Below are 19,236 nucleotides of genomic sequence, written 5' to 3' on the forward strand. Positions count from 1 at the left end.
TTGCCGGATCAGTTTGGCTTTCAAATTCAACGATGCCGCGTCATTGCGGTGCGATCAGCACATTTTCGACTTCCCCTGGAATACCGGCAGAGTTTTCGACCCCATGGCTTTCCGCCTTTTTGTTCCCATTCTTGCCGGCGCGACGCTGCGCGAGCGTCTCGTCGCCTGTATCGGCGCGACGATCGGCATTGCGCTCACCGGCGTGATCGCCAGCCTTGTACTCGGCAACGGCCCGCATGTGCCGCTGCTGGTGGCGCCGATGGGGGCGTCGGCGGTGCTGCTGTTCGCCGTGCCCGCCAGTCCGCTGGCACAGCCATGGTCGATCATCGGCGGCAACACGATATCGGCGCTGGTCGGCGTGATCGTGGCGCATTTCATCCACGAAACCGCCCTTGCCAGCGGCATCGCGGTGGCACTGGCCATCGCCGCCATGTCGTTCACGCGCTGCCTGCATCCGCCGGGCGGAGCGGCCGCGCTGACCGCGGTGCTGGGAGGGCCTGCCGTCATCAGCGCCGGCTTCCTGTTTCCATTCGTGCCGGTGGCGCTGAACTCGATCCTGCTGGTGGCGCTCGGCTACGGCTTCCACAGGCTGGCCCGGCGCAATTATCCGCATGTGCCGGTTGCAGCGCCGGCGAACAGCCACGGCACCGGCGATCCGCCGGCGCAACTGCGCGTCGGCTTCCGCTCCGAAGACATCGATGCCGCGCTTGGCGCACTCGACGAGACGTTCGATATCGATCGCAACGATCTCGACCGGCTGCTGCGGCAGGTCGAATTGCAGGCGATGGTGCGCGCGCACAAGACCCTTCTGTGCGAGGACATCATGTCGCGCGATGTCATCTCGGTCGATGCTCACACCTCGACCGGGGCGGCGCGCCAATTGCTGCTTGACCACAACATCCGGACCTTGCCGGTCGTCAATGCGGAGGACAGGCTGGCAGGCACCGTGGGGTTGCGCGAACTCACCCAGGCCTCCGGGACGGTCGGATCCGTCATATCGCCCGCGGCAACAGCCGCCGCCGGCTTCGCCGCCATGGGTCTGCTGCCCGTGCTCACCGACGGCCGCAGCCACGCGGTCATCATCGTCGACGACGACAAGCGGATTCTCGGGCTGATCACCCAGACCGATCTGTTGGCGGCCACGGCGCGCCTGCAGGCTGCCTGACAAGCCTTCACTCGCACTGTAGGGTAGCGGCCGCCGGGCCCGGCAGAAAATCTTCGGGAACCTTTTGCCGGCGACAGCGTCCAATCTCCCGATCGAGATCTTGGTTCGGAGATTGGGTTGAGGAAAGTGGCCATGCCCGCTGTGTTGACGGCCGTGCCTTCCGCTGCGCCAGGCGAGATGCAGCTTGTGCACCGCGCGCTGGCGCGCGACGGCGATGCCTTCCGCACCATCATCAAGACACACAATCAGCGGCTCTACCGGATCGCGCGCGGCGTCGTGCGCAATGACAGCGAGGCCGAGGACATCGTCCAGGAGGCCTACGTCAAGGCTTTCGCCCATCTCGATGCGTTTCGCGGCGACTCCTCGCTCGCCACATGGCTGTCGCGCATCGTCATCAACGAGGCGCTCGGTCGCCTGCGCAAAAGGCGCAGAACGGTGACAATGCCGGAAAATCCGCAAGCCGAGATCATCCGGTTCCCCCTCAACCCCAGCGACGATCCGGAACGGACGATGGCGCAAAGGCAGATCCTCCAACTGGTCGAACAGGCCACCGACAGCCTTCCCGACGTCTACCGGACGGTGTTCGTGGCGCGAGTGATCGAGGGCCTGAGCATCGAAGAGACCGCCGACCTCCTCGGCGTGCGGGCGCAAACCGTCAAGACAAGGCTGCACCGCGCCCGCGCCCTCGTGCGCAAGGCGCTGGACGATCAGATCGGGCCGGTGCTGCTCGATGCCTTCCCCTTCGCCGGCCGGCGTTGCGAACGACTGACCAGCGCGGTCATGCGGCGGCTCGGGCTGGAAAGCTGAGCCTCACCGGATTCAATTGATTTTGGCGGGAACGTTTGCCGCTGGCCAGCATCCAATGACCGTCAACCGAAAACACAGTCCGGCGAGATTTTCAGCGTCCGGCGAAGGAGATGCCATGTCCATCCGACACACTGCCGCGCTCGCCGCCCTGCTGCTGCTCGGCACCGCCCCGTTCGCACAAGCCGCCGACAAGCCAAGCGATCCGCAGATCGCCCACATCGCCTATACGGCCGGGGTCATCGACGTTGAAGCGGCCAAGCTGGCCATCGAAAAATCGAAGACCAAGGAGGTCGTGGATTTCGCCAACGACATGGTGCGCGACCACGAAGCCGTGAACGTGCAGGCGCTCGATCTGGTGAAGAAGCTCAAGGTCACGCCGGAAGACAACGCCACCAGCCAGGCGCTGACCAAAGCTGCGGCGGAGGAGCGGGCCAAGCTCGCCAAACTCGACGGCGCTGCCTTCGACAAGGCCTATGTCGATAACGAGGTCGCCTACCACAAGCAGGTCAACGGCGCGCTCGAAACCCTTTTGATCCCGTCGGCGCAGAATGCCGACCTGAAGAGCCTGCTGGAAACCGGCCTGAAGATTTTCCAGGGCCATGAGCAGCACGCCGAGCACGTCGCCGGCAGGCTCAAGTAAGGACCGGGAGCATGCCGAAACGCTATCTGTGGATTGCGTTGACGCTGGCCGTCGGTACCGTTCCGGCGCGAGCGGAAACCATCCAGGTCATCATCGACAGGCTGGTGTTCTCGCCAGCCACCGTCGAGGCCAAGGTCGGCGACACGATCGAGTGGGTGAACAAGGATGTGTTCGCCCACACGGCCACCGTGAAAGGCGGCTGGGAAGTGATGATCCCGCCGAAGAAATCCGCAAGCCTGACATTGAAGGCCGCGGGACCGGTCGACTATTTCTGCCGCTTTCACCCCAACATGAAAGGCCGTTTGGTGGTGACGCCCTGATCCAACGCCAACGAGTGCATGTCGCCCAAAAGTGACCTCGGTTTTGGGAGAACGACATGCATAAAAACAAAGACCTGGTCGCCTGGCCTTTCAGGCGACCCGCTTCAGGCTCGCCTGGCCTCGTCGGGACGCGCGATATGCGTCCACGAGCCGTCATAGCCCGGCTCGCGGCGTGCCATCCAGGCATTCAGCCCTTCGCGCAGATCAGCGGTCGGGGCCATGCGGGCGAACTGCTCGGCCTCGACCAGCAAACCTTCGGCGATGCTCTGGTTGAGGCCGCGGGCCACTGCCGTGAGGATGCCGGCAATCGCCAGATCGGAGTGTCGCAGGATACGCCTGGCCAGGCCGATCGCGGCCGGCATCAATTCGGCATGCGGCACAACCTCGTTGACGAGACCCAGCTCAAGCGCCCGCGGCGGCGCAAACCAGTCACCGGTCAACAGCAACTCCAGCGCCCGCTTGCGCCCGGCGAGCCTCGGCAGGCGTTGGGTTCCACCAAAGGTCGGCGGCATTGCGAGGTTGATTTCCGGCTTGGCGAACAAAGCGCGGTCACTGGCGATGGCCAGCGGCACCGCTTCGGTGATTTCGCAGCCGCCACCAAAGGCAATGCCGTTGACGGCAGCGATGACGGGCTTGCGAAACGCTTCCAGTCTTGCCGTCAGCCGCTGCCCGCGCATGACGAAGTCACGCATCGCGACATCGACGCCAAGCGCCACGCTGGCCGAGAACTCGTGAATGTCGCCGCCGGCCGAAAACGCCCGCTCCCCTGCTCCGGTCAGAATGACCGCACGAACGCTGTCATCGACTTCAATGTCGTCAAGGATCGCAAGCAGGCGATCGATCAGGGCATAGTTCAGCGCGTTGAGCTTCTCCGGCCGATTGAGGGTGAGGATGGCAATCCCATCCCGGGTTTCGTTGAGGACAAGATCGGTCATTGGCTCTTCCTTCTTCATCATACTGATGACCGGAAGACTATGCCCCTTTTCGCTTGTGTATATTCACTAGTCGGTATACCTAAGCTCATGCCTGACACGCAAAGTCCTACACGCAAACGCATTGTCGATGCCGCGACCAAGCTCTTCTATGCCGAAGGAATCGGTCGCGTCAGCGTCGATGCCGTCGCCGAGGAAGCGGGTCTCACCAAGCGCACGCTCTACTACCATTTCAAGAGCAAGGACGACCTCATCGCCGCCTATCTCGATGGCCGCGACCAACCCAATCTGAAGCGGATGGCCGGCTGGTTCGATGCCGCCGAAGGCGGCGCGGATCGCAAGGTCGAGGCGATCTTCACCAATCTGGCGAGGTCCGCTCGTCACCCGAAATGGAAAGGATGCGGCTTCCTGCGCACGGCCGCCGAACTCGCCTCGATGCCCGGACATCCGGCGGTCAAGGTCGGCGCGCGGCACAAGCTGAATTTCGAAACATGGCTGGCCGGCGCCTTGTCGGACCATGGCGTCGGTGAGCCGCCTGCCTTGGCACGCGAGATCGTGCTTTTGATCGACGGCTGCTTTTCGATCATGCTGATCCACCGCAACCCCGATTACATCGAGGCCGCCGGACGCGCCGCGGCGACGCTGGTGCGGGCGCGAATTTCAGGCAGCCAGGTCTAATACGCGACGCGCTTTAAGCCTTTGGTTTTATGCATGTCGTTGCGCCAAAACCGGGGCCACTTTTGGGCGACATGCATTAGAACCCAAACGCCAGCCATGCGGTGCCGGCGGCCAGCGTTATCAGCGTCAGCGGCAAGCCGACCTTGAAAAAAGCGCCGAACGACAGCGTCGTGCCGGCGGCGCGTGCCTGTTCGGCGACGATCAGGTTGGCGACCGAACCCAGCAGCGTGAAATTGCCGGCCAGTGTCGAGCTCATGGCGACGACCAGCCAGGCGCGCTCGGGGTTTTCCAGGCCGGGTATGAAGGGTCGCAGCGCCAGCACGGCCGGGACATTGCTCATGATGTTGGAAAGCACCGCGGTGAACCCGGACAGGCGCCAGACATCGTCCAGCCCGAGGTTCTTGGCCGAAGCGATCATGTCTGGCGAAAGAAGCGTCTTTTCGGCGCCGGCGACGACCACGAACAGACCGGCGAACATGAACAGCAGCGGCCCGTCGATCTCGCGGTAGATGCGTTCCGGCTTGATGGCCCGGGTGAGCAAGAGGATGGCGCCGCCGATGAGTGCGGCCTTGGCGACAGGCACACCGGCGAAGAAGGCGATTGCCAGCCCGATGCAGACCACCACCGCCTTCAGCACCTGCCCCTTGTGCATGCGGCCACGCGAGACCTCGGGCGTCAGTTGGACCGTTCGGGCGAATTCGGCCCGGTAGACGATGCGGATGATGACAACGACCGCGACGAGGCCGAAAAGGGCGACCGGAGCCAGCGCTGCCGAAAAGGCCGGATAGGAAATGCCCGACAGCGCGCCGATGACCATGTTTTGCGGATTGCCGGTGATGGTAGCGACGCTGCCGCAATTCGACGCGGTGGCGGTGGCGATCAGATAGGGGATCGGGTTGCGCTTGATCACACGGGTGACATGGACGACGATCGGCGCCATGACGAGGCAGATGGCGTCGTTGACCAGGAAGGCGGACAGCACGCCGGTCAGCAGCGTCACCATCACCAAAAGCATGAAGGGGGCGTGCGCGTGTTCGATGGCGATGGCGCCAAGACCGCGAAAGGCGCCTGACACTTTCAGATGCGCCACCACGATCATCATGCCGAGCAGAAGCGTGATGGTGTCGAAATTGATCGCCCGGTAGGCATCCTCCATGCTGAGCGCGCCGATGGCGATCATCGCGGCCCCGCCGAGCAGGGCGATCCCTGCCCGGTCGAGGCGCAGGCCGGGGATGCGGCCAATGGCGACACCGGCGTAAGTCAGCATCAGGATCAGCAGTGCCGCCGCGCCCATCAATGTCATCGATAGAAGTCCTGCCCAGTCTGTTTCCGCGCCGAAGCCTGCCACCCACCCGGAGGCCATTCGGGTGCTCACCCTTTAACGCGATGTCGATCTGGATGCCAAACCGGCCGGGCAGACGGTTTCAGACGCCGGGCTAACGCAAATAGAAATCCAGCCTCTGTCGCACAGCTTGGGAAGAATAGATCTGTTCGAAGGACTCCCTCGCCCTTTTTCCCACTGTCGCCCGCAATGTCGGATCGGCTTTGAGATCGGCAAGGATGCGCAACGCCTGTTCAGTCGTCTCGAACAAGAAACCGTTTTCGCCATGCCTTATGTGGTCGGAATAGCCGCCATGGGAATGGCAGACCACAGGCAAACCGCAGGCCATCGCCTCCAACACGACGCGACCGAAGGTCTCCACATGCCAACCGGTGCGATAATAAAACACGTCGAGCGTCCGCAGAAACTCTTCGGCGGAAAATCGGCCGGGTGGGAACAGTTCGAGTTGCGGATGCGGCATGAGGCTGTCCTTGAGCCCTGCCCCGCCCTGAATCCGCAAGGCTGTGCCCTCGGCCAGCAATGTCTCGTAGAGGGGTATGTCATCGGCATGATGTTTGCCCGGCCCGTCGCGACTCAAGCGTCCGACGGTGAACGGACGATCCGAAGCCAGACGCCGGGGTGAAAAACGTTCGACATCGATCAGCGATGGATGCACGACGCCATCGACCCGCAGCATCCGTCTCTGAAAATCGGAAATCAGCACCAGTTCGGCGTCTGGCCAGTTCAGCATGCGGGGCATGCGCGTCGTCAGCGCGATGATTTTCGGGTGAAAGGTATTGAAGACATAGATCAGCCGGCGCGGCCGCGGGATCAGGTAAGGCCACACCTTGTTGCGCCAATGCGAGCCGAGAAAGACGTAGGTGCCGCCATTCGGGACATCCCACTTCGACAGCGAGACGCGGCGAATCGGGAAATTCCGCATCAACTCGCCGGACACGCTGGAGGAGGTTGCCCACAGATGCACCTCGGAATCGGCACTCAACAGCCGGTACAGTTCCAGAGCTTCAAGGTCACTGCCGCCGAAGGGATCCTGAAAGCCGTTGAACAAATGGATCATGGTCGCTGCGCTTTGTTAGCTTGGCCGGCTGTTTGCCGATAGTGAAAATCTGGCCGTTGCCGTGCTGCCCACATGGCGATCGGAGGCCTTACTTGTGGCCGAGCAGAGCTAACGCAGCTGCTGAAAAATCGCTGTGAACAGAGACATCTACCTTCAGCTGGTATTTAGCTGCCCGAGATATCGGTCGCCCATTACGCAGGTTGCGTCAATACGGGGGCATTCGGTGAGTGCTAAGTCGTCCATCTATTGCTCAAAAACATCACTGGCAGCCTAAGCTGCGTCGCCTACCCCTTGCAGAGTCTCGCTATTTAGTTAAGCAAGTTATTTCAAGGTCGAGGCAGTAATTATCGACCGATAGCCTGTGGGGGGCATCAATGAAATGTATGGTTATTAACCTCGATCGGTCTCCCGATCGACTTGCCCATGTCACGGCTGAATTCGCGAAGGTTGGTGTTTCGTTCGACCGGGTTCCTGCCGTAGACGCGTTGCATCGACCGGAATTTGCTGCGACTTCACCAAGTTTAACTCCCACGGAAGCGGCTTGCCTTATGAGCCACAAGGTTTGCTGGACCATCATCGCAGATGGTGAGGATGCCTTTGGTGCGATCTTCGAGGATGATGTCCTGTTGTCCGAAGCAGCTGGCCCAATGCTTTCCGATGATGGATGGATTCCGGCCAACGCCGATATCGTCAAGCTGGAAACCTACCTAAAGAAAACCGTTATCGCGATGAAGCGCACCTGCGTCAGTCGGGTGTTTTCGGTTGTTAGGCTATATGGGTCCCACATCGGAGCGGCCGGGTACATCATTTCGAAGCAAGCAGCGCGCGATCTGATCGCCCGAAGTCTCGATGCGCCCGCCGATCACGTTATCTTCGATCCGTCGCTTCCGACATCGTCAAGCAAAGCGATCTACCAACTGTTGCCCGCACTGTGTGTGCAAAATGACCTTATTCGTGAGAAGGCCTTGGGGTTGACCAGCCTTCTTAGTGAGGAGCGGCTCGTGAGAGCCAGCGCAAATTCCGCTCCAAAGCGGAGTCCCGCGGAAAAGCTCCTGGTCGAAGCAAGGCGTATAAGTCGACAGATTTTCGATATCTGGCGCTTCAGGCGTGAGAAAACTATCTCTTTAGCGTGATGTCGGCAGCCAAAGCACTGCTGCGTGACGGTCCCGAGTCACCCATCAATGCACGGTGGCAACCCCGGGCGGAGGCGCCGGAGACGTTCCGGCCGGATCGAAGCTGACTTGATCGCGTCCGTTCGACTTGGCCGTGTAAAGCCTTTTGTCGGCAGCGGAGAAGATTTCCTCATAGGTTATCGGACCGGTAAAGCTTGTGCCGCCAATGCTGACGGAAAGCGGACAAGGCCTGCCGCCGGGTGAGAATTCCATCTCCCTGATACGCCGGCGGATGCTTTCGGCGACCACCCAGGATTGCGAGGGGTCCACGCCGGGCAGAAACACGCCGAATTCTTCGCCTCCGATGCGGCCGACGATATCGCCGCCACGCAGTTGCCCTTTGATCGCCTGCGCTATCAGTTTGAGCGCCTGGTCGCCGCAGTCATGGCCCAGGCGGTCATTGATCGACTTGAAGTGGTCGGCGTCGATGATCAGCAGCGCCCCCGAACGGGTCTGCTCCTGCTTTCGGGTCTGCTCGAGATAGGCTTCGACCAGCATAGAGAAGGCGCCACGGTTCAGCACCGCCGTCAGGCTGTCTGTCGCGGCGATGATGCTGAGATCGCGCTGCGCGATGGCCAGCTGGCGAATCTTCCACATCAGGAAAAACAGAAACGAGCCGCCCAGCACCAAAGGCAGCAACAAGTCGGTCATCTTCGCCCGCCACACGGCCTCGGGCGAAAGATAGGGGAAATTGAAGGAATCGACGAAGAACGCCACGGCAATGAAGAATGCAGTACCGACTACCGTGACAGCGATCACCCTGCCCCAGCTCGTCGGCGACAGATCGAGCTTCATCCCGTTCAACTCCGTTAGCCGTCGCTACTATGACGCACCAACCCAAACAAATTGATAAGACTTTCCCTCCAATTTCTGTCGGGCGGCGGAATCAAATCCACCCGCCAGCCCCGATCGGTGACTTGCGACGGAGGCTTGCGCAAACGTGCCACAAGACGGCCGCTGAAAGCAGCCATCCTGTTTCAGAGCTTGAAGGCGTGAGCCAATTGCCGGCCGGACAAGGGCAAAACGGCGCGCGAACCAGACCGCGTCGTCAGTTGAGCGTTGACTCACTCAGCGCATCGACGACAAAGGATGCCGCGATCAGGTCGTCGGCATCGAGGCGCAGGGAACCTCCGTCGCCTCCCATGGCTGAAGCCACTTTTTGAAAGGTTTTCATTTCGTATTCCGTGATCCGGGCGTCCTGCATCTTGGCCTTGAGATCGGCGATACGCCGATCCAGAGCCGAAGATATGCCTATTTCTCGCTTCGACATGGCAACACTCCTCCCCACCCTTGTTTGCCTCCCGCCTGTCCACTTTTATATGAGGGTCCTCGAATACAGCGGGCCGAACGCGCTGTGCGCAGGAAGGTTCCGAAAAGGCGGAGTCACGAAATAATACGCTGGCGCCGGGCGGCTGCCCGAGCCACGCCAACGCCTCATCACCGAACAGAGTTGGACGGCTTGCGGTATTTGCCGCTGTCGGGGGCGACCCTGCATGAAGAAAGCTGATTCCGCGATTCTGCTATATCAGACCTAGCTAATCCTTGACGCCGGCAGATGACGCCCCAGAATCAGTCGCATGGCAATAAAGGTCGGCGACGAAGTGGCGGTCATGGCGACGGTGCTGAAGCGCGTCACGGAAGACCGCGTCAGCGTGTCGATCCCCGGTTACAATTTTCCGCATTCGGTCATTGATCCGGCGACCAGGCTGACCAAGGGCCAGCTGATGGAATTATCCGGCGGCGTTACGCGGATCGACGGCGACAAGGTCACGGTATCGCTCGGGACAATGGTCACAGTGGATAGGGACAAGGTGCGCCTGGTGCAAAGCCACGTCCCGCCGAAGCGAAGGGATCTGAGGATGTGAACAAGCGAAGCTCCACCGTCTCAGGGATCCAGCCCCTTACATCCCAGCAGTGCAGAGCCGCACGAGCGATGCTGAAATGGTCGCAGGTGCGACTCGCCGCGAAGTGCGGCCTCAGCGAAGGAACGATTGGCAGTTTCGAGAGCGGACGAAGGATTCCGAGTTCGGCCAAGCTGGCTGCCATCCGTCGAGGGTTGGAGGCAGCAGGCGTGATTTTCGTCAATCAGAAGGCCGCAGTGACCAAGAGCGGTCCGCCTCGTCAAACTATCGGTGGAACATAATTTAGATATCGCTGTTAGAGCGCAAACGGGAGGCGAGCGATGTTCAAACGTGAAATCGGCATTGTTTCGGACTGGTCGAAATTGGTGGCGGACGATCCTCTGATCGCCGCCGATATAGCCCGGCGTTTTTCTGTGCGCGCTTGCAATGACAACGCCGACGACGACGACGACGTCCCGTGGCCCGGCACCGAAACCCGAAATCCCGACTTTGCCGGCCTCGCGACACCCGCCGAGTATCCTCGGCCGATCGTGCTTCTAGCGACGATCTATGCGTCGACGGTCCTGGGGGTAACGCTGCTTCTGGCGGCGGCGGTTTGAGCGCACGAGCCCGATGCCGCTCTCTGAAAGCCCATGTCTCCGGTATAAACCGTAACCTATGTGTCCGGAACGGACCGAAAGGCTTGGCGATCCCGACAGGATTCGAACCTGTGACCATCGGCTTAGAAGGCCGGTGCTCTATCCAGCTGAGCTACGGGACCGCTGGCCGGCCTTTGGGCCGGCTGGATATTCTGGCATTGGCCGCCGTTCAATGCGTCCAGGGCGTCCTGCGGTCATAGCGGAAATTCTCCGCATAGGAAATCTGGCGGCGCTTGGTCTCTTTCGGCTCTTCGACGCGGAAAGCGAGCCCTTGCTTTTCGGCGTAGGCTACCGCCTCTTCCCGCGTGTCGAAGCTAAGCCTGATCTGGCTTCTCATGTCTGCCGACGTCGTATAGCCCATCAGCGGATCGATCTTCTTGCGCGTCTCGGGATCGAATTCCAGCACCCAGTGGCCGGTCTTGGCCTTGCCGGACTGCATCGCGGTTTTGGCTGGGCTGAAAATGCGCGCGGACATGGCCACCTCGTTCTTGTGCAAGGCAGCATCGCCACCCTTCGCCCGTCATTACTGCGCAATGCGCACGGCGGCAAGGTTTTTGCTCTCGCAGGTTTTTGCACTTGCCATGCACCACCGAAATGAATAGGCAACAGACCGTTCGGAGTGTAGCGCAGCCTGGTAGCGCATCTGGTTTGGGACCAGAGGGTCGGGAGTTCGAATCTCTCCACTCCGACCATCCCCTCATAGCCCAATGCCCGGCGCAGCCATATGGTCACTTGCTCCGGCTCCGGTCGTGCATCCGTGGCCGGTTCGGCAACAGGGGGTTCAGATGCTTGGAATGGAAGCCTGGGTGTCGCTTTTCGGACCGGCCTACTTTGCCTATGCCGGCATCACCGTTCCGTTCATGGTGACGTGGGCAATTGCCTGCGCCGCGCTGGCGTTGTGGAACAACCGTGAAAGCCGCAGACAGGCGAGGCAGGCCCCAGGCGCCGTCGTCTTCCGCTCCTGGCGTGTCAGTATCGGAATGTTTGTGCTGGTCGCCGCCGGCTATATCGCCGCTCACTCTGCCGTCTACCTCGCCGTCCGTCATTTCGCCAGAATGTGGCTCTGGGACTGACCTCTCAGCTAAATCTCGAATTCGCCCTGCCCTTCATCCATGGCGTTGACGGTTTCGGCTGCCAGCGCCCTGGTGATCGGCGTCTTGCGTTCGAGCGCGGTCCGGTCGAGCCGCTCCACCACGCGCATCGCTGTCGCCAGCGAGCGCTCGATGCGGCGGACCAGATACTGCACGACATGCGGTTCGACCTCGATCTGACGGTCGGCGAAGAGTTTTGTGATGACGCCTGCCAGCAGGAGATCGTCGGGCTCATGAATTTCGACTGTCGCAGCCGCCTTCAGCCGCGAGGCAAGATCAGGCAGGCCCACACCCCAGGCCGAGGGAAAGCGGCGCGCCGTCAGAAGCAGTTGCGAGCCGGCACCACGCACCGCATTGATCAGATGGAACAGGCCCTGTTCATCGACCGCGCCGGTATCGACATCGTCGATCAGTGCCGGCCGCGCGCCGAGATTGGCAATGCTGTCGCCGATGCGCCTGGCGTCGACCGCCACCGCATTGGCACGCGTGCGCCAGATCGAGGCCAGATGCGTCTTGCCCGAACCCGCGGGACCGGCCAGCACCACCACCGGCGATGGCCAGTCCGGCCAGCGGTCGACCAGCGCCACCGCCTGGTTGTTGGTGCCGGAGACGACGAGTTCGTCGCGCGAATAGCCGGTGCCATGGCCGAGGTCGAGCGGCAACTGGCGTGGCGGGTCGGTTGGCTGGGCAGTCACTTCAGCGACGCGGTTGCGTGCGGTGGCCGCCGCCGCGATCGGCCGGGAGCTGCGGCACAGGTGCCGCGCCGCGGCCCTTGTAGAGCGGCGATTCGAGATAGCGGGCAATGGCGAACCGCACCAGCACGGCGACGGCCGCAGAAGCCGGCACCGCGATCAACAAGCCGACGAAGCCGAACAGCGCACCGAAGGCAAAAAGCGAAAACATCAGCCATACCGGGTGCAGGCCGACGCTCTTGCCGACCAGCCGCGGCTGCAGGATGTTGCCCTCGATGAACTGGCCGATGAAGAACACGACCGCGACCGCGACGATCATCGTCCAGTCCGGCCAGAACTGGACGAAGGCGACGCCGACGGCCAGCACCAGCCCGGTCAGCGATCCGACATAGGGGATGAAGGAAATCAGCCCGGCGAACAGGCCGATGAGGATGCCGAAATTCAGTCCGGTCAGCGTCAGCCCGGTGGCATACATGGCGCCCAGCACCAGGCACAGCGTGCCCTGGCCGCGCACGAAACCGGCTGTTGCGGTGTTGATGTCACGAGCGATGGCGCGCACGGTCTGGACGTTGTCGCGCGGCACCCAACCGTCGATGACCGCCACCATGCGATCCCAGTCGAGCAGCATGTAGAAGGCGACCACCGGCGTCACCACGAACAGGCTGACCACCGAGACCAGCGCCATGCCGGAACTCCACAGTGAGGTGAAGACGGTGGTGACCAGGCCGAAGCCCGAGGTCAGCAGCGAATTCAGCCCGTCGCGCAAGCTGTTGGCGTTGACGCCGAACTTCTGTTCCAGCCATTTCGGATCGAACGAGGTGATCAGGCTTTGCAGCCGGGTCAGATATTCCGGCAATTTGCCGGCGAAATCGGCCATCTGCGTGGCCAGAACCGGAATGAGGATGACGAAGGCCAGCACCAGCACGATGAGGAAGGTGATGAGGATGACCACCGTCGCCATGAAACGGGACAGGCCGAGCCGCTGCAGCCGGTCGGCAACGGGATCGAGGAAATAGGCCAGCACCATGCCGGCGACGAAGGGCAGCAGGATGGCGCTGAAAACATAGAGGAAAAGCGCCAGCAGCGCGGCACCGGCCAGCCAGAAGAAGATCTGCCGGCGAAAGGTCGCGGACGCGGCGATGTCGGCGGCCGCGGCCTCGATCGCTGCCGCTTCTGTCTCAGATGTCCGGAGTGGAGCCTTCGCCATAGCCGCTCATGTGCCTCAGCCAAGTGACGAGATAGGCTGCGGCCGAAGCCACGGTCAAGACCCCGGACAGCAATATGAGGGCTGACCTCAGCGGGTCGAGGTGAACGGCAAGGGCAAGTTCTCCCAGCACAAGCGCGGCCAGCACGATCTGGATCGCGGTGTTGGCCTTCGACACGAACAACGGTTTCATCTCGACCGGATGGGTCATGACGGCGGACAACACCACCGCGCAGACGATCAATGCGTCGCGCGACACCATGATGACGACAAGCCACAGCGGCAATTGCCCGATGAAGCTCATGACCACGAACACCGAAACCAGCAGCAGCTTGTCGGCCACCGGGTCGAGATACGCGCCGAGCGTGGACTGCTGGTTGAAACGGCGGGCGATGAACCCGTCGACGCCGTCGGAAATCCCGGCGACGAGGAACCCGGCAAAAGCCCAGTCCCAGCGCGCCTGCAGCATCGCCAGCACCACCGCCGGCACCAGGATAAGGCGCAGGATGGTGATCAGGTTTGGGATGGTCAAATGCTTGGCACCTCCTCTTGGTCGGAGATAGATGATGAAGATGGCGGGTGGCAACAAGGGAGAAGCTGCCGATCTCCCTCACGGGAGAGCGGCTTTCAGCTTGGCTTTCGCCAATCACGAGCGCCTATATGCGCGCCCTGTCCACGGTTTTATGGGCCGAAATGGCCGTTATCCTTGCGGACAGAAACCGTTCATGCGAAGAGCCCGCGACAAGGAAAATTGTTGAACGGGCACCAGAAATGAGCAAGCGCGACGTGAACAAGCGCAAGAACGGGCTCACCTATGCCGAGGCCGGTGTCGATATCGACGCGGGCAATCTCATGGTCGAGAAGATCAAGCCGCTGGTGCGTGCGACGCGGCGGCCGGGCGCCGACGGCGAGATCGGCGGTTTCGGAGGCCTGTTCGACCTCAAGGCCGCGGGCTTTACCGACCCGGTGCTGGTGGCGGCCAATGACGGCGTCGGCACCAAGCTCAAGATCGCCATCGATGCCGGCAAGCACGACACGATTGGCATCGACCTCGTCGCCATGTGCGTCAACGACATCGTCGTGCAAGGCGCCGAACCGCTGTTCTTCCTCGACTATTTCGCCACCGGCAAGCTCGATCCCGACCAGGGTGCCGCGATCGTCGGCGGCATTGCCGAGGGCTGCCGCCAGGCCGGCTGCGCGCTGATCGGCGGCGAGACGGCCGAGATGCCCGGCATGTATCACGGCAATGATTACGACCTCGCCGGCTTTGCGGTGGGCGCCGCCGAACGCGGCCAATTGCTGCCCACCGACGATATTGTCGAAGGCGACGTGCTGCTGGGCCTGGCTTCCTCCGGCTTGCACTCGAACGGATATTCGCTGGTGCGCCGCATCGTCGCCGTCAGCGGTCTGTCGTGGAGCGATCCGGCGCCGTTCAACGACGAGGCCACTCTGGCCGAGGCGCTGCTCGAGCCGACCCGCATCTACGTGAAGTCGATTCTCAAGGCGATCCGCAACACGCATGGTATCAAGGCGCTCGCCCATATCACCGGCGGCGGCTTCCCGGAAAACATCCCGCGCGTGCTGCCCAAGGATTTTTCGGCCGAACTCGATCTCGAGGCGATCGACGTTCCTGCGGTGTTTTCGTGGCTGGCCAAGACCGGCGGCGTGGCGCCGGAAGAGATGATGCGCACCTTCAATTGCGGCATCGGCATGATCTTGGCGGTCGCGTCCGGCCAGGCAGCACAGGTCGCCGCCGTGCTGCAGGAGGCCGGCGAGACGGTGACGCCGATCGGCCGCATCGTGCCGCGCCGCGACGCCGGCGTCATCTATCGGGGCTCGATCGGCCTATGAACGCGCAGAGGAAACGCACCGTCGTCCTGATCTCGGGGCGCGGCTCCAACATGACCGCGCTGATTGCCGCGGCCAGCGACCCGGCGTTCCCGGCCGAGATCGTCGGTGTCATTTCCGACAAGGCGGACGCCGCCGGGCTCGGCATCGCCAGAGCGCGCGGCATCGCCACGCAGATCGTCTCGCGTGCCGACCATGGCAGCAAGCAGGCGCATGACGCGGCAATAGACGCGGCGCTCGCGGCCTTCAACGCCGAGATCGTGGCGCTGGCCGGCTATATGCGCATCCTCACCCCCGGCTTCGTCCAGAGATGGCAGGGCCGCATGATCAACATCCACCCTGCCCTGCTGCCGGCGTTCAAGGGGCTCGACACCCATGTGCGCGCACTGGCCGCCGGCATCCGCATCCATGGCTGCACCGTGCACTTCGTCACCTCCGAGATGGATGACGGTCCGATCATCGCACAGGCGGCCGTGCCGGTGATGGTCGGCGACACCGCCGATACTTTGGCAGCCCGCGTGCTGAAGGCCGAGCACCGGCTCTATCCGCTGGCATTAGGACTGGTTGCCGAAGGCAAGGCGCGCATGGAGGCCGGCCGCACCGTGCTTGCCCACTTCGCCGACGATGCCGACAACGGCACTTCGGTGGTGATGGCCCCCGACCCGCTGCGCGAGGAAACCGACCTCGAGCATCTGGCGCGCATCACGCCGTGAGGCGAGAGCGTGACGATGAAACAGCTTTTCCTGCTTCGTCACGCCAAATCCAGCTGGGACGACCCTGGCCTTGATGATTTCGACCGGCCTTTGGCCGAACGCGGATCGAGGGCAGCCCGGTTGATGGGGCGCGAACTTGCGGCGCGCGGCTGGCTGCCGGACCTGGCGCTGGTGTCGCCGGCGCTGCGCACCCGTGAGACCTGGCGGCTGGTGGCGGCCGAGTGGCCCATGGAGGCGCCTGTCGAATTTGTCGAAGCGCTCTACGAAGCGACGGCGGCGGACATTCTCGCCGGGCTGCGCAAGGTAAAGGCCGCAACCAACACCATTCTGTTGCTGGGCCACAATCCCGGCCTGGAAGAATTCGCACGACGCCTTGCCGGTTCGCAATCGGATGGCTCGGCTCGGAACCGGCTTGAGGAAAAATTCCCGACCGCGGCGCTGGCCCGTTTCACCGTTGACACCGACTGGACGGATCTCGCCTTCGGCGGAGCGCGGCTGACGCATTGCCTCAGGCCGAAGGATCTCCGCTAAGACCTGTCCCGCACGGCTTCGTCCCATGCAAAACGACGCGTCGGGCACGTTGCCGATCGCATGTTCCAGCGAAGCCGCCCTGGTTGGGAACCAGACCGCATATAGCGAGTTTTTCCACATGGGCCGCCGATAATCGAGCGAACCGGTCCGCACGTGCGCCATCCCGCTGACTGAACTCGCGAGCCGGAAATGACCGGATCTCCCCTGCGCAAAACCGCCTGGCGGTCTCACGAACTGCAAAGTCATGAGGCCATTCGTGTCGTCGGCAGCCGCGAGCACAATCTCAAGAACGTCAGCATCGACATTCCAAAAAAGCTGATCACCGTTTTCACCGGCGTCTCGGGTTCGGGAAAGTCCTCGCTGGTATTCGATACAATCGCGGCGGAATCGCAGCGCCAACTCAATGAGACCTTCAGTTCCTTCGCCCGCCATCGCCTGCCGCACTATGGACAGCCAGACGTGGATTTGATCGAGAATCTGGCGGTGGCGATCGTTGTTGATCAGAAGCGCCTAGGCGGCAATGCCCGCTCGACCGTCGGCACAGCCACCGACATCCAAGCCCTGTTGCGACTGTTGTTTTCCAGGGTCGGCGAACCATTTGTCGGCCTGTCCAGCGTCTTTTCCTTCAACCATCCGGACGGCATGTGCCCGCGCTGTGAGGGGATCGGCGCCATCACCACGGTTGATGTCGACGCACTGCTCGACCGCTCGAAATCACTCAACGATGGCGCTATCCGCTTCCCGCTTCTCGCTGTCGGCAGCGCGCGCTGGAAGCGCTATGTGCTGTCGGGTTATTTCGACAACGACAAGAAATTCGAAGACTACAGTCCCGAGGAATGGGAGCTTTTGCTGAATGCCGAGCCACACAAGCCGCCGCATCCGGCCAAAGGCTGGTGGGCGAGTTCGATGTATGAGGGGCTGATCCCGCGCTTTCACCGCAGCTTTCTGCACAACCGGTCGAGTTCAGACCGGAACGAGGCGCTGGAGAGCGTGGTGACCAGCGGGCTATGCCCGGATTGCCATGGGGCGCGGTTGCGGCCGGAAGTCCTGGCATGCAAGATCAACGGCAACAGCATAGCCGACCTTGCCGCCATGCCGGCCAGCGATCTTGTGCCCATTGTCGCGGAAATTTCCACGACCGCGGCTGTGCCGATCGTCGCGGCGCTCTGCGCCCGACTTGACCACATGACTGGCATCGGGCTCGGCTATATCAGCATGGACCGGCAAACATCGACGCTATCGGGCGGGGAATCGCAGCGCGTCAAAATGCTCCGGCATCTCGGCAGCAGTCTCACCGATCTGACCTATGTGTTCGATGAACCGAGCATCGGTTTGCATCCTCGCGACGTCAACCAGATGATCGCGCTGCTACGAGAGATCCGCGACAAGGGCAACACTGTGCTGGTGGTCGAGCACGATCCTCAGATCATCGCCATCGCCGACCATGTCATCGATATGGGTCCGGGCGCGGGCGAGAGTGGTGGGCGCGTCGTCTTCGAGGGCAAGGTGGCCGATCTCGAACGATCCGACACTTTAACCGGCCGCTTCATGAAGGCCCGACCGCACCCGAAAGCGGTGCTGCGCCCCCCGACAGGCTGGTTGAAGCTGCGCAACGCCAACCTCCACAACCTCAAGAACGTCAGCGTCGACATTCCACAAGGGGTGCTCACTGCGGTCGTCGGCGTTGCCGGTTCGGGCAAGAGTTCACTGATCAACGGCGTGTTCTCGCGTCGCTACCCCGACGCCGTATGCATCGACCAGGGTGCGCTGGGCGGCTCCATACGCTCGAACACGGCGACCTATACAGGGGTCCTCGACCCAATCCGAAAACTATTCGCCGAAGCCAATAGCGTCGGTGCCTCTTTGTTCAGTTCCAACTCGGCCGGGGCCTGTCCGGGGTGCAAAGGGCTCGGTGTCACCCGCATGGATATGGCCTTCATGGACACCATCGTCAGCGCTTGCGAGGTCTGCCACGGCCGACGGTTCACCGACGCGGTGCTCGCTTACAAACTTCGCGGCAAGAACATCGACGACGTGCTGAGCATGAGCGTTTCAGACGCCCAGCGCTTCTTCCACGAGCCGGACATCCGCCCGGCACTCGACCGTGTGGCCGAGGTCGGCCTTGACTACATGACGCTTGGCCAACCCCTGAGCAGTCTCTCTGGCGGTGAACGCCAGCGCATCAAGCTGGCAACGGAGTTGCAGAATACCGGACGCATCTTCATCCTCGACGAGCCGACAACAGGGTTGCACATGTCGGATGTCGCAAGGCTGGTCAGGTTGATGGGGCGGCTGGCCGACAGCGGCAACACGTTGCTGGTGATCGAGCACAATCTCGACGTCATCACACAAGCCGACTGGATTATCGAGATGGGTCCGGGCGCCGGGCAGAATGGCGGCAGCGTTATCTTCAAGGGCAATCCGATCGAGATGATCAACTCGGAAACGTCTCAGACGGCGCCCTGGATCAGGGCGGGTGCATCACTCGAAACCTGAATTATGGATGTGGAGCACTTTTCCGGCGCCCGGCGAGCTTTAGCCGAC

23 protein-coding genes and 2 tRNA genes are annotated in these 19,236 nt (G+C 62.2%); 15 read left to right on the top strand and 10 right to left on the bottom strand.

Features of this window, described 5'->3' with window-relative positions; genetic code table 11:
- Positions 1–103: 103 nt before the first annotated feature.
- The 4 genes from NP945_RS03670 to NP945_RS03685 all read left to right on the top strand — a co-directional run bounded on the left by NP945_RS03670 (position 104) and on the right by NP945_RS03685 (position 2,932).
- On the top strand, positions 104–1,165 hold the full coding sequence (locus tag NP945_RS03670; protein WP_256745602.1) for an HPP family protein: 1,062 nt from the start codon (positions 104–106) through the stop codon (positions 1,163–1,165).
- A 132-nt stretch (positions 1,166–1,297) separates the two neighbouring features.
- Complete coding sequence (locus NP945_RS03675; RefSeq protein WP_256745603.1) at positions 1,298–1,972, top strand: RNA polymerase sigma factor; 675 nt, start codon at positions 1,298–1,300, stop codon at positions 1,970–1,972.
- Positions 1,973–2,087: 115 nt separating this feature from the next.
- Positions 2,088–2,612 carry a DUF4142 domain-containing protein gene (locus NP945_RS03680; RefSeq protein ID WP_256745604.1) on the top strand — a complete coding sequence of 175 codons (525 nt, stop codon included), beginning with the start codon at positions 2,088–2,090 and terminating at the stop codon, positions 2,610–2,612.
- An 11-nt stretch (positions 2,613–2,623) separates the two neighbouring features.
- The gene (locus NP945_RS03685; RefSeq protein ID WP_256745605.1) at positions 2,624–2,932 is read left to right on the top strand and encodes a cupredoxin family copper-binding protein; all 309 of its coding nucleotides are present in this window, start codon (positions 2,624–2,626) and stop codon (positions 2,930–2,932) included.
- 104 nt (positions 2,933–3,036) lie between these two features.
- Here NP945_RS03685 and NP945_RS03690 read toward each other — a convergent pair whose 3' ends face one another.
- Complete coding sequence (locus tag NP945_RS03690) at positions 3,037–3,867, bottom strand: crotonase/enoyl-CoA hydratase family protein (protein WP_127319249.1); 831 nt, start codon at positions 3,865–3,867, stop codon at positions 3,037–3,039.
- An 87-nt stretch (positions 3,868–3,954) separates the two neighbouring features.
- Here NP945_RS03690 and NP945_RS03695 point away from each other — a divergent pair, with 87 nt between their 5' ends.
- Positions 3,955–4,542 carry a TetR/AcrR family transcriptional regulator gene (locus tag NP945_RS03695; protein ID WP_256745606.1) on the top strand — a complete coding sequence of 196 codons (588 nt, stop codon included), beginning with the start codon at positions 3,955–3,957 and terminating at the stop codon, positions 4,540–4,542.
- 76 nt (positions 4,543–4,618) lie between these two features.
- Here the strand turns inward: NP945_RS03695 and NP945_RS03700 are convergent, their stop codons facing one another.
- Positions 4,619–5,845, bottom strand: coding sequence for an anion transporter (locus NP945_RS03700; protein WP_256745607.1), 1,227 nt, complete (start codon positions 5,843–5,845; stop codon positions 4,619–4,621).
- A gap of 133 nt (positions 5,846–5,978) precedes the next feature.
- Entirely contained in the window at positions 5,979–6,941 is a 963-nt protein-coding gene (locus tag NP945_RS03705) for a glycosyltransferase family 4 protein (RefSeq protein WP_256745608.1), read from the bottom strand.
- Between the two features lie 374 nt (positions 6,942–7,315).
- Between NP945_RS03705 and NP945_RS03710 the strand changes: the two genes are divergently transcribed.
- The gene (locus tag NP945_RS03710; RefSeq protein ID WP_256745609.1) at positions 7,316–8,074 is read left to right on the top strand and encodes a glycosyltransferase family 25 protein; all 759 of its coding nucleotides are present in this window, start codon (positions 7,316–7,318) and stop codon (positions 8,072–8,074) included.
- A gap of 45 nt (positions 8,075–8,119) precedes the next feature.
- Here the strand turns inward: NP945_RS03710 and NP945_RS03715 are convergent, their stop codons facing one another.
- Together NP945_RS03715 and NP945_RS03720 are read right to left on the bottom strand one after the other, a co-directional pair.
- Positions 8,120–8,908, bottom strand: a complete 789-nt coding sequence (locus NP945_RS03715; protein ID WP_127319257.1) for a GGDEF domain-containing protein — start codon at positions 8,906–8,908, stop codon at positions 8,120–8,122.
- A 253-nt stretch (positions 8,909–9,161) separates the two neighbouring features.
- Entirely contained in the window at positions 9,162–9,383 is a 222-nt protein-coding gene (locus NP945_RS03720; protein ID WP_127270071.1) for a hypothetical protein, read from the bottom strand.
- A gap of 307 nt (positions 9,384–9,690) precedes the next feature.
- On the opposite strand from NP945_RS03720, the gene NP945_RS03725 reads away from it, so the two are divergent.
- Genes NP945_RS03725 through NP945_RS03735 form a run of 3 tightly spaced genes read left to right on the top strand, consistent with a single transcriptional unit; the run spans position 9,691 to position 10,574 of the window.
- On the top strand, positions 9,691–9,978 hold the full coding sequence (locus NP945_RS03725) for a hypothetical protein (protein ID WP_164749088.1): 288 nt from the start codon (positions 9,691–9,693) through the stop codon (positions 9,976–9,978).
- Positions 9,975–10,256, top strand: coding sequence for a helix-turn-helix transcriptional regulator (locus NP945_RS03730; RefSeq protein ID WP_127270073.1), 282 nt, complete (start codon positions 9,975–9,977; stop codon positions 10,254–10,256). The genes NP945_RS03725 and NP945_RS03730 overlap by 4 nt, the downstream gene beginning before the upstream one ends.
- Before the next feature lie 39 nt (positions 10,257–10,295).
- Entirely contained in the window at positions 10,296–10,574 is a 279-nt protein-coding gene (locus tag NP945_RS03735; RefSeq protein WP_256745610.1) for a hypothetical protein, read from the top strand.
- Between the two features lie 84 nt (positions 10,575–10,658).
- Here the strand turns inward: NP945_RS03735 and NP945_RS03740 are convergent.
- Both NP945_RS03740 and NP945_RS03745 read right to left on the bottom strand, forming a co-directional pair.
- Positions 10,659–10,735: transfer RNA gene (locus NP945_RS03740), tRNA-Arg, on the bottom strand.
- A 47-nt stretch (positions 10,736–10,782) separates the two neighbouring features.
- A complete protein-coding gene (locus NP945_RS03745) occupies positions 10,783–11,088 on the bottom strand; it encodes an ETC complex I subunit (protein WP_023812590.1) in 306 nt (101 codons plus the stop codon).
- Positions 11,089–11,228: 140 nt separating this feature from the next.
- On the opposite strand from NP945_RS03745, the gene NP945_RS03750 reads away from it, so the two are divergent.
- Positions 11,229–11,305, top strand: a tRNA-Pro gene (locus NP945_RS03750).
- Positions 11,306–11,398: 93 nt separating this feature from the next.
- Positions 11,399–11,686: a hypothetical protein gene (locus NP945_RS03755; protein ID WP_256745611.1), complete on the top strand. Its 288-nt coding sequence runs from the start codon at positions 11,399–11,401 to the stop codon at positions 11,684–11,686.
- 8 nt (positions 11,687–11,694) lie between these two features.
- Here the strand turns inward: NP945_RS03755 and hdaA are convergent, their stop codons facing one another.
- The 3 genes from hdaA to NP945_RS03770 are packed head-to-tail and all read right to left on the bottom strand — an operon-like array spanning position 11,695 to position 14,132.
- Positions 11,695–12,399 (bottom strand): DnaA regulatory inactivator HdaA, encoded by a 705-nt coding sequence (gene hdaA / locus NP945_RS03760; protein WP_256745612.1) that lies wholly within the window; start codon positions 12,397–12,399, stop codon positions 11,695–11,697.
- Position 12,400: 1 nt separating this feature from the next.
- Positions 12,401–13,603, bottom strand: coding sequence for an AI-2E family transporter (locus NP945_RS03765; RefSeq protein ID WP_127270784.1), 1,203 nt, complete (start codon positions 13,601–13,603; stop codon positions 12,401–12,403).
- On the bottom strand, positions 13,575–14,132 hold the full coding sequence (locus NP945_RS03770; protein WP_127398435.1) for a CDP-alcohol phosphatidyltransferase family protein: 558 nt from the start codon (positions 14,130–14,132) through the stop codon (positions 13,575–13,577). The genes NP945_RS03765 and NP945_RS03770 overlap by 29 nt, the downstream gene beginning before the upstream one ends.
- Before the next feature lie 239 nt (positions 14,133–14,371).
- Here NP945_RS03770 and purM point away from each other — a divergent pair, with 239 nt between their 5' ends.
- The 4 genes from purM to NP945_RS03790 all read left to right on the top strand — a co-directional run bounded on the left by purM (position 14,372) and on the right by NP945_RS03790 (position 19,188).
- Positions 14,372–15,451, top strand: a complete 1,080-nt coding sequence (gene purM / locus NP945_RS03775) for a phosphoribosylformylglycinamidine cyclo-ligase (protein ID WP_027037916.1) — start codon at positions 14,372–14,374, stop codon at positions 15,449–15,451.
- On the top strand, positions 15,448–16,161 hold the full coding sequence (purN, locus tag NP945_RS03780; RefSeq protein WP_127270790.1) for a phosphoribosylglycinamide formyltransferase: 714 nt from the start codon (positions 15,448–15,450) through the stop codon (positions 16,159–16,161). Before purM ends, purN begins: the two co-directional genes overlap by 4 nt.
- A 15-nt stretch (positions 16,162–16,176) precedes the next feature.
- Positions 16,177–16,692: a histidine phosphatase family protein gene (locus NP945_RS03785; RefSeq protein WP_256745613.1), complete on the top strand. Its 516-nt coding sequence runs from the start codon at positions 16,177–16,179 to the stop codon at positions 16,690–16,692.
- A 189-nt stretch (positions 16,693–16,881) separates the two neighbouring features.
- Positions 16,882–19,188, top strand: a complete 2,307-nt coding sequence (locus NP945_RS03790; RefSeq protein WP_256745614.1) for an excinuclease ABC subunit UvrA — start codon at positions 16,882–16,884, stop codon at positions 19,186–19,188.
- Positions 19,189–19,236: the final 48 nt, after the last annotated feature.

The sequence above is a fragment of the Mesorhizobium sp. LMG17149 genome (genome assembly GCF_024518695.1).
Taxonomy (GTDB): Bacteria; Pseudomonadota; Alphaproteobacteria; order Rhizobiales; family Rhizobiaceae; genus Mesorhizobium.

What these genes read in the sequence shown, in the direction of transcription:
- NP945_RS03790 (WP_256745614.1), top strand. Translation starts at nt 16,882, where the DNA reads ATGACCGGATCTCCCCTGCGCAAAACCGCCTGGCGGTCTCACGAACTG.
- NP945_RS03765 (WP_127270784.1), bottom strand. Translation starts at nt 13,603, where the DNA reads ATGGCGAAGGCTCCACTCCGGACATCTGAGACAGAAGCGGCAGCGATC.
- NP945_RS03715 (WP_127319257.1), bottom strand. Translation starts at nt 8,908, where the DNA reads ATGAAGCTCGATCTGTCGCCGACGAGCTGGGGCAGGGTGATCGCTGTC.
- NP945_RS03675 (WP_256745603.1), top strand. Translation starts at nt 1,298, where the DNA reads ATGCCCGCTGTGTTGACGGCCGTGCCTTCCGCTGCGCCAGGCGAGATG.
- NP945_RS03670 (WP_256745602.1), top strand. Translation starts at nt 104, where the DNA reads ATGGCTTTCCGCCTTTTTGTTCCCATTCTTGCCGGCGCGACGCTGCGC.
- NP945_RS03725 (WP_164749088.1), top strand. Translation starts at nt 9,691, where the DNA reads ATGGCAATAAAGGTCGGCGACGAAGTGGCGGTCATGGCGACGGTGCTG.
- NP945_RS03705 (WP_256745608.1), bottom strand. Translation starts at nt 6,941, where the DNA reads ATGATCCATTTGTTCAACGGCTTTCAGGATCCCTTCGGCGGCAGTGAC.
- purM (WP_027037916.1), top strand. Translation starts at nt 14,372, where the DNA reads ATGAGCAAGCGCGACGTGAACAAGCGCAAGAACGGGCTCACCTATGCC.
- NP945_RS03720 (WP_127270071.1), bottom strand. Translation starts at nt 9,383, where the DNA reads ATGTCGAAGCGAGAAATAGGCATATCTTCGGCTCTGGATCGGCGTATC.
- NP945_RS03700 (WP_256745607.1), bottom strand. Translation starts at nt 5,845, where the DNA reads ATGACATTGATGGGCGCGGCGGCACTGCTGATCCTGATGCTGACTTAC.
- NP945_RS03685 (WP_256745605.1), top strand. Translation starts at nt 2,624, where the DNA reads ATGCCGAAACGCTATCTGTGGATTGCGTTGACGCTGGCCGTCGGTACC.
- NP945_RS03745 (WP_023812590.1), bottom strand. Translation starts at nt 11,088, where the DNA reads ATGTCCGCGCGCATTTTCAGCCCAGCCAAAACCGCGATGCAGTCCGGC.
- NP945_RS03690 (WP_127319249.1), bottom strand. Translation starts at nt 3,867, where the DNA reads ATGACCGATCTTGTCCTCAACGAAACCCGGGATGGGATTGCCATCCTC.
- NP945_RS03755 (WP_256745611.1), top strand. Translation starts at nt 11,399, where the DNA reads ATGCTTGGAATGGAAGCCTGGGTGTCGCTTTTCGGACCGGCCTACTTT.
- NP945_RS03785 (WP_256745613.1), top strand. Translation starts at nt 16,177, where the DNA reads ATGAAACAGCTTTTCCTGCTTCGTCACGCCAAATCCAGCTGGGACGAC.
- NP945_RS03735 (WP_256745610.1), top strand. Translation starts at nt 10,296, where the DNA reads ATGTTCAAACGTGAAATCGGCATTGTTTCGGACTGGTCGAAATTGGTG.
- NP945_RS03710 (WP_256745609.1), top strand. Translation starts at nt 7,316, where the DNA reads ATGAAATGTATGGTTATTAACCTCGATCGGTCTCCCGATCGACTTGCC.
- NP945_RS03695 (WP_256745606.1), top strand. Translation starts at nt 3,955, where the DNA reads ATGCCTGACACGCAAAGTCCTACACGCAAACGCATTGTCGATGCCGCG.
- purN (WP_127270790.1), top strand. Translation starts at nt 15,448, where the DNA reads ATGAACGCGCAGAGGAAACGCACCGTCGTCCTGATCTCGGGGCGCGGC.
- NP945_RS03680 (WP_256745604.1), top strand. Translation starts at nt 2,088, where the DNA reads ATGTCCATCCGACACACTGCCGCGCTCGCCGCCCTGCTGCTGCTCGGC.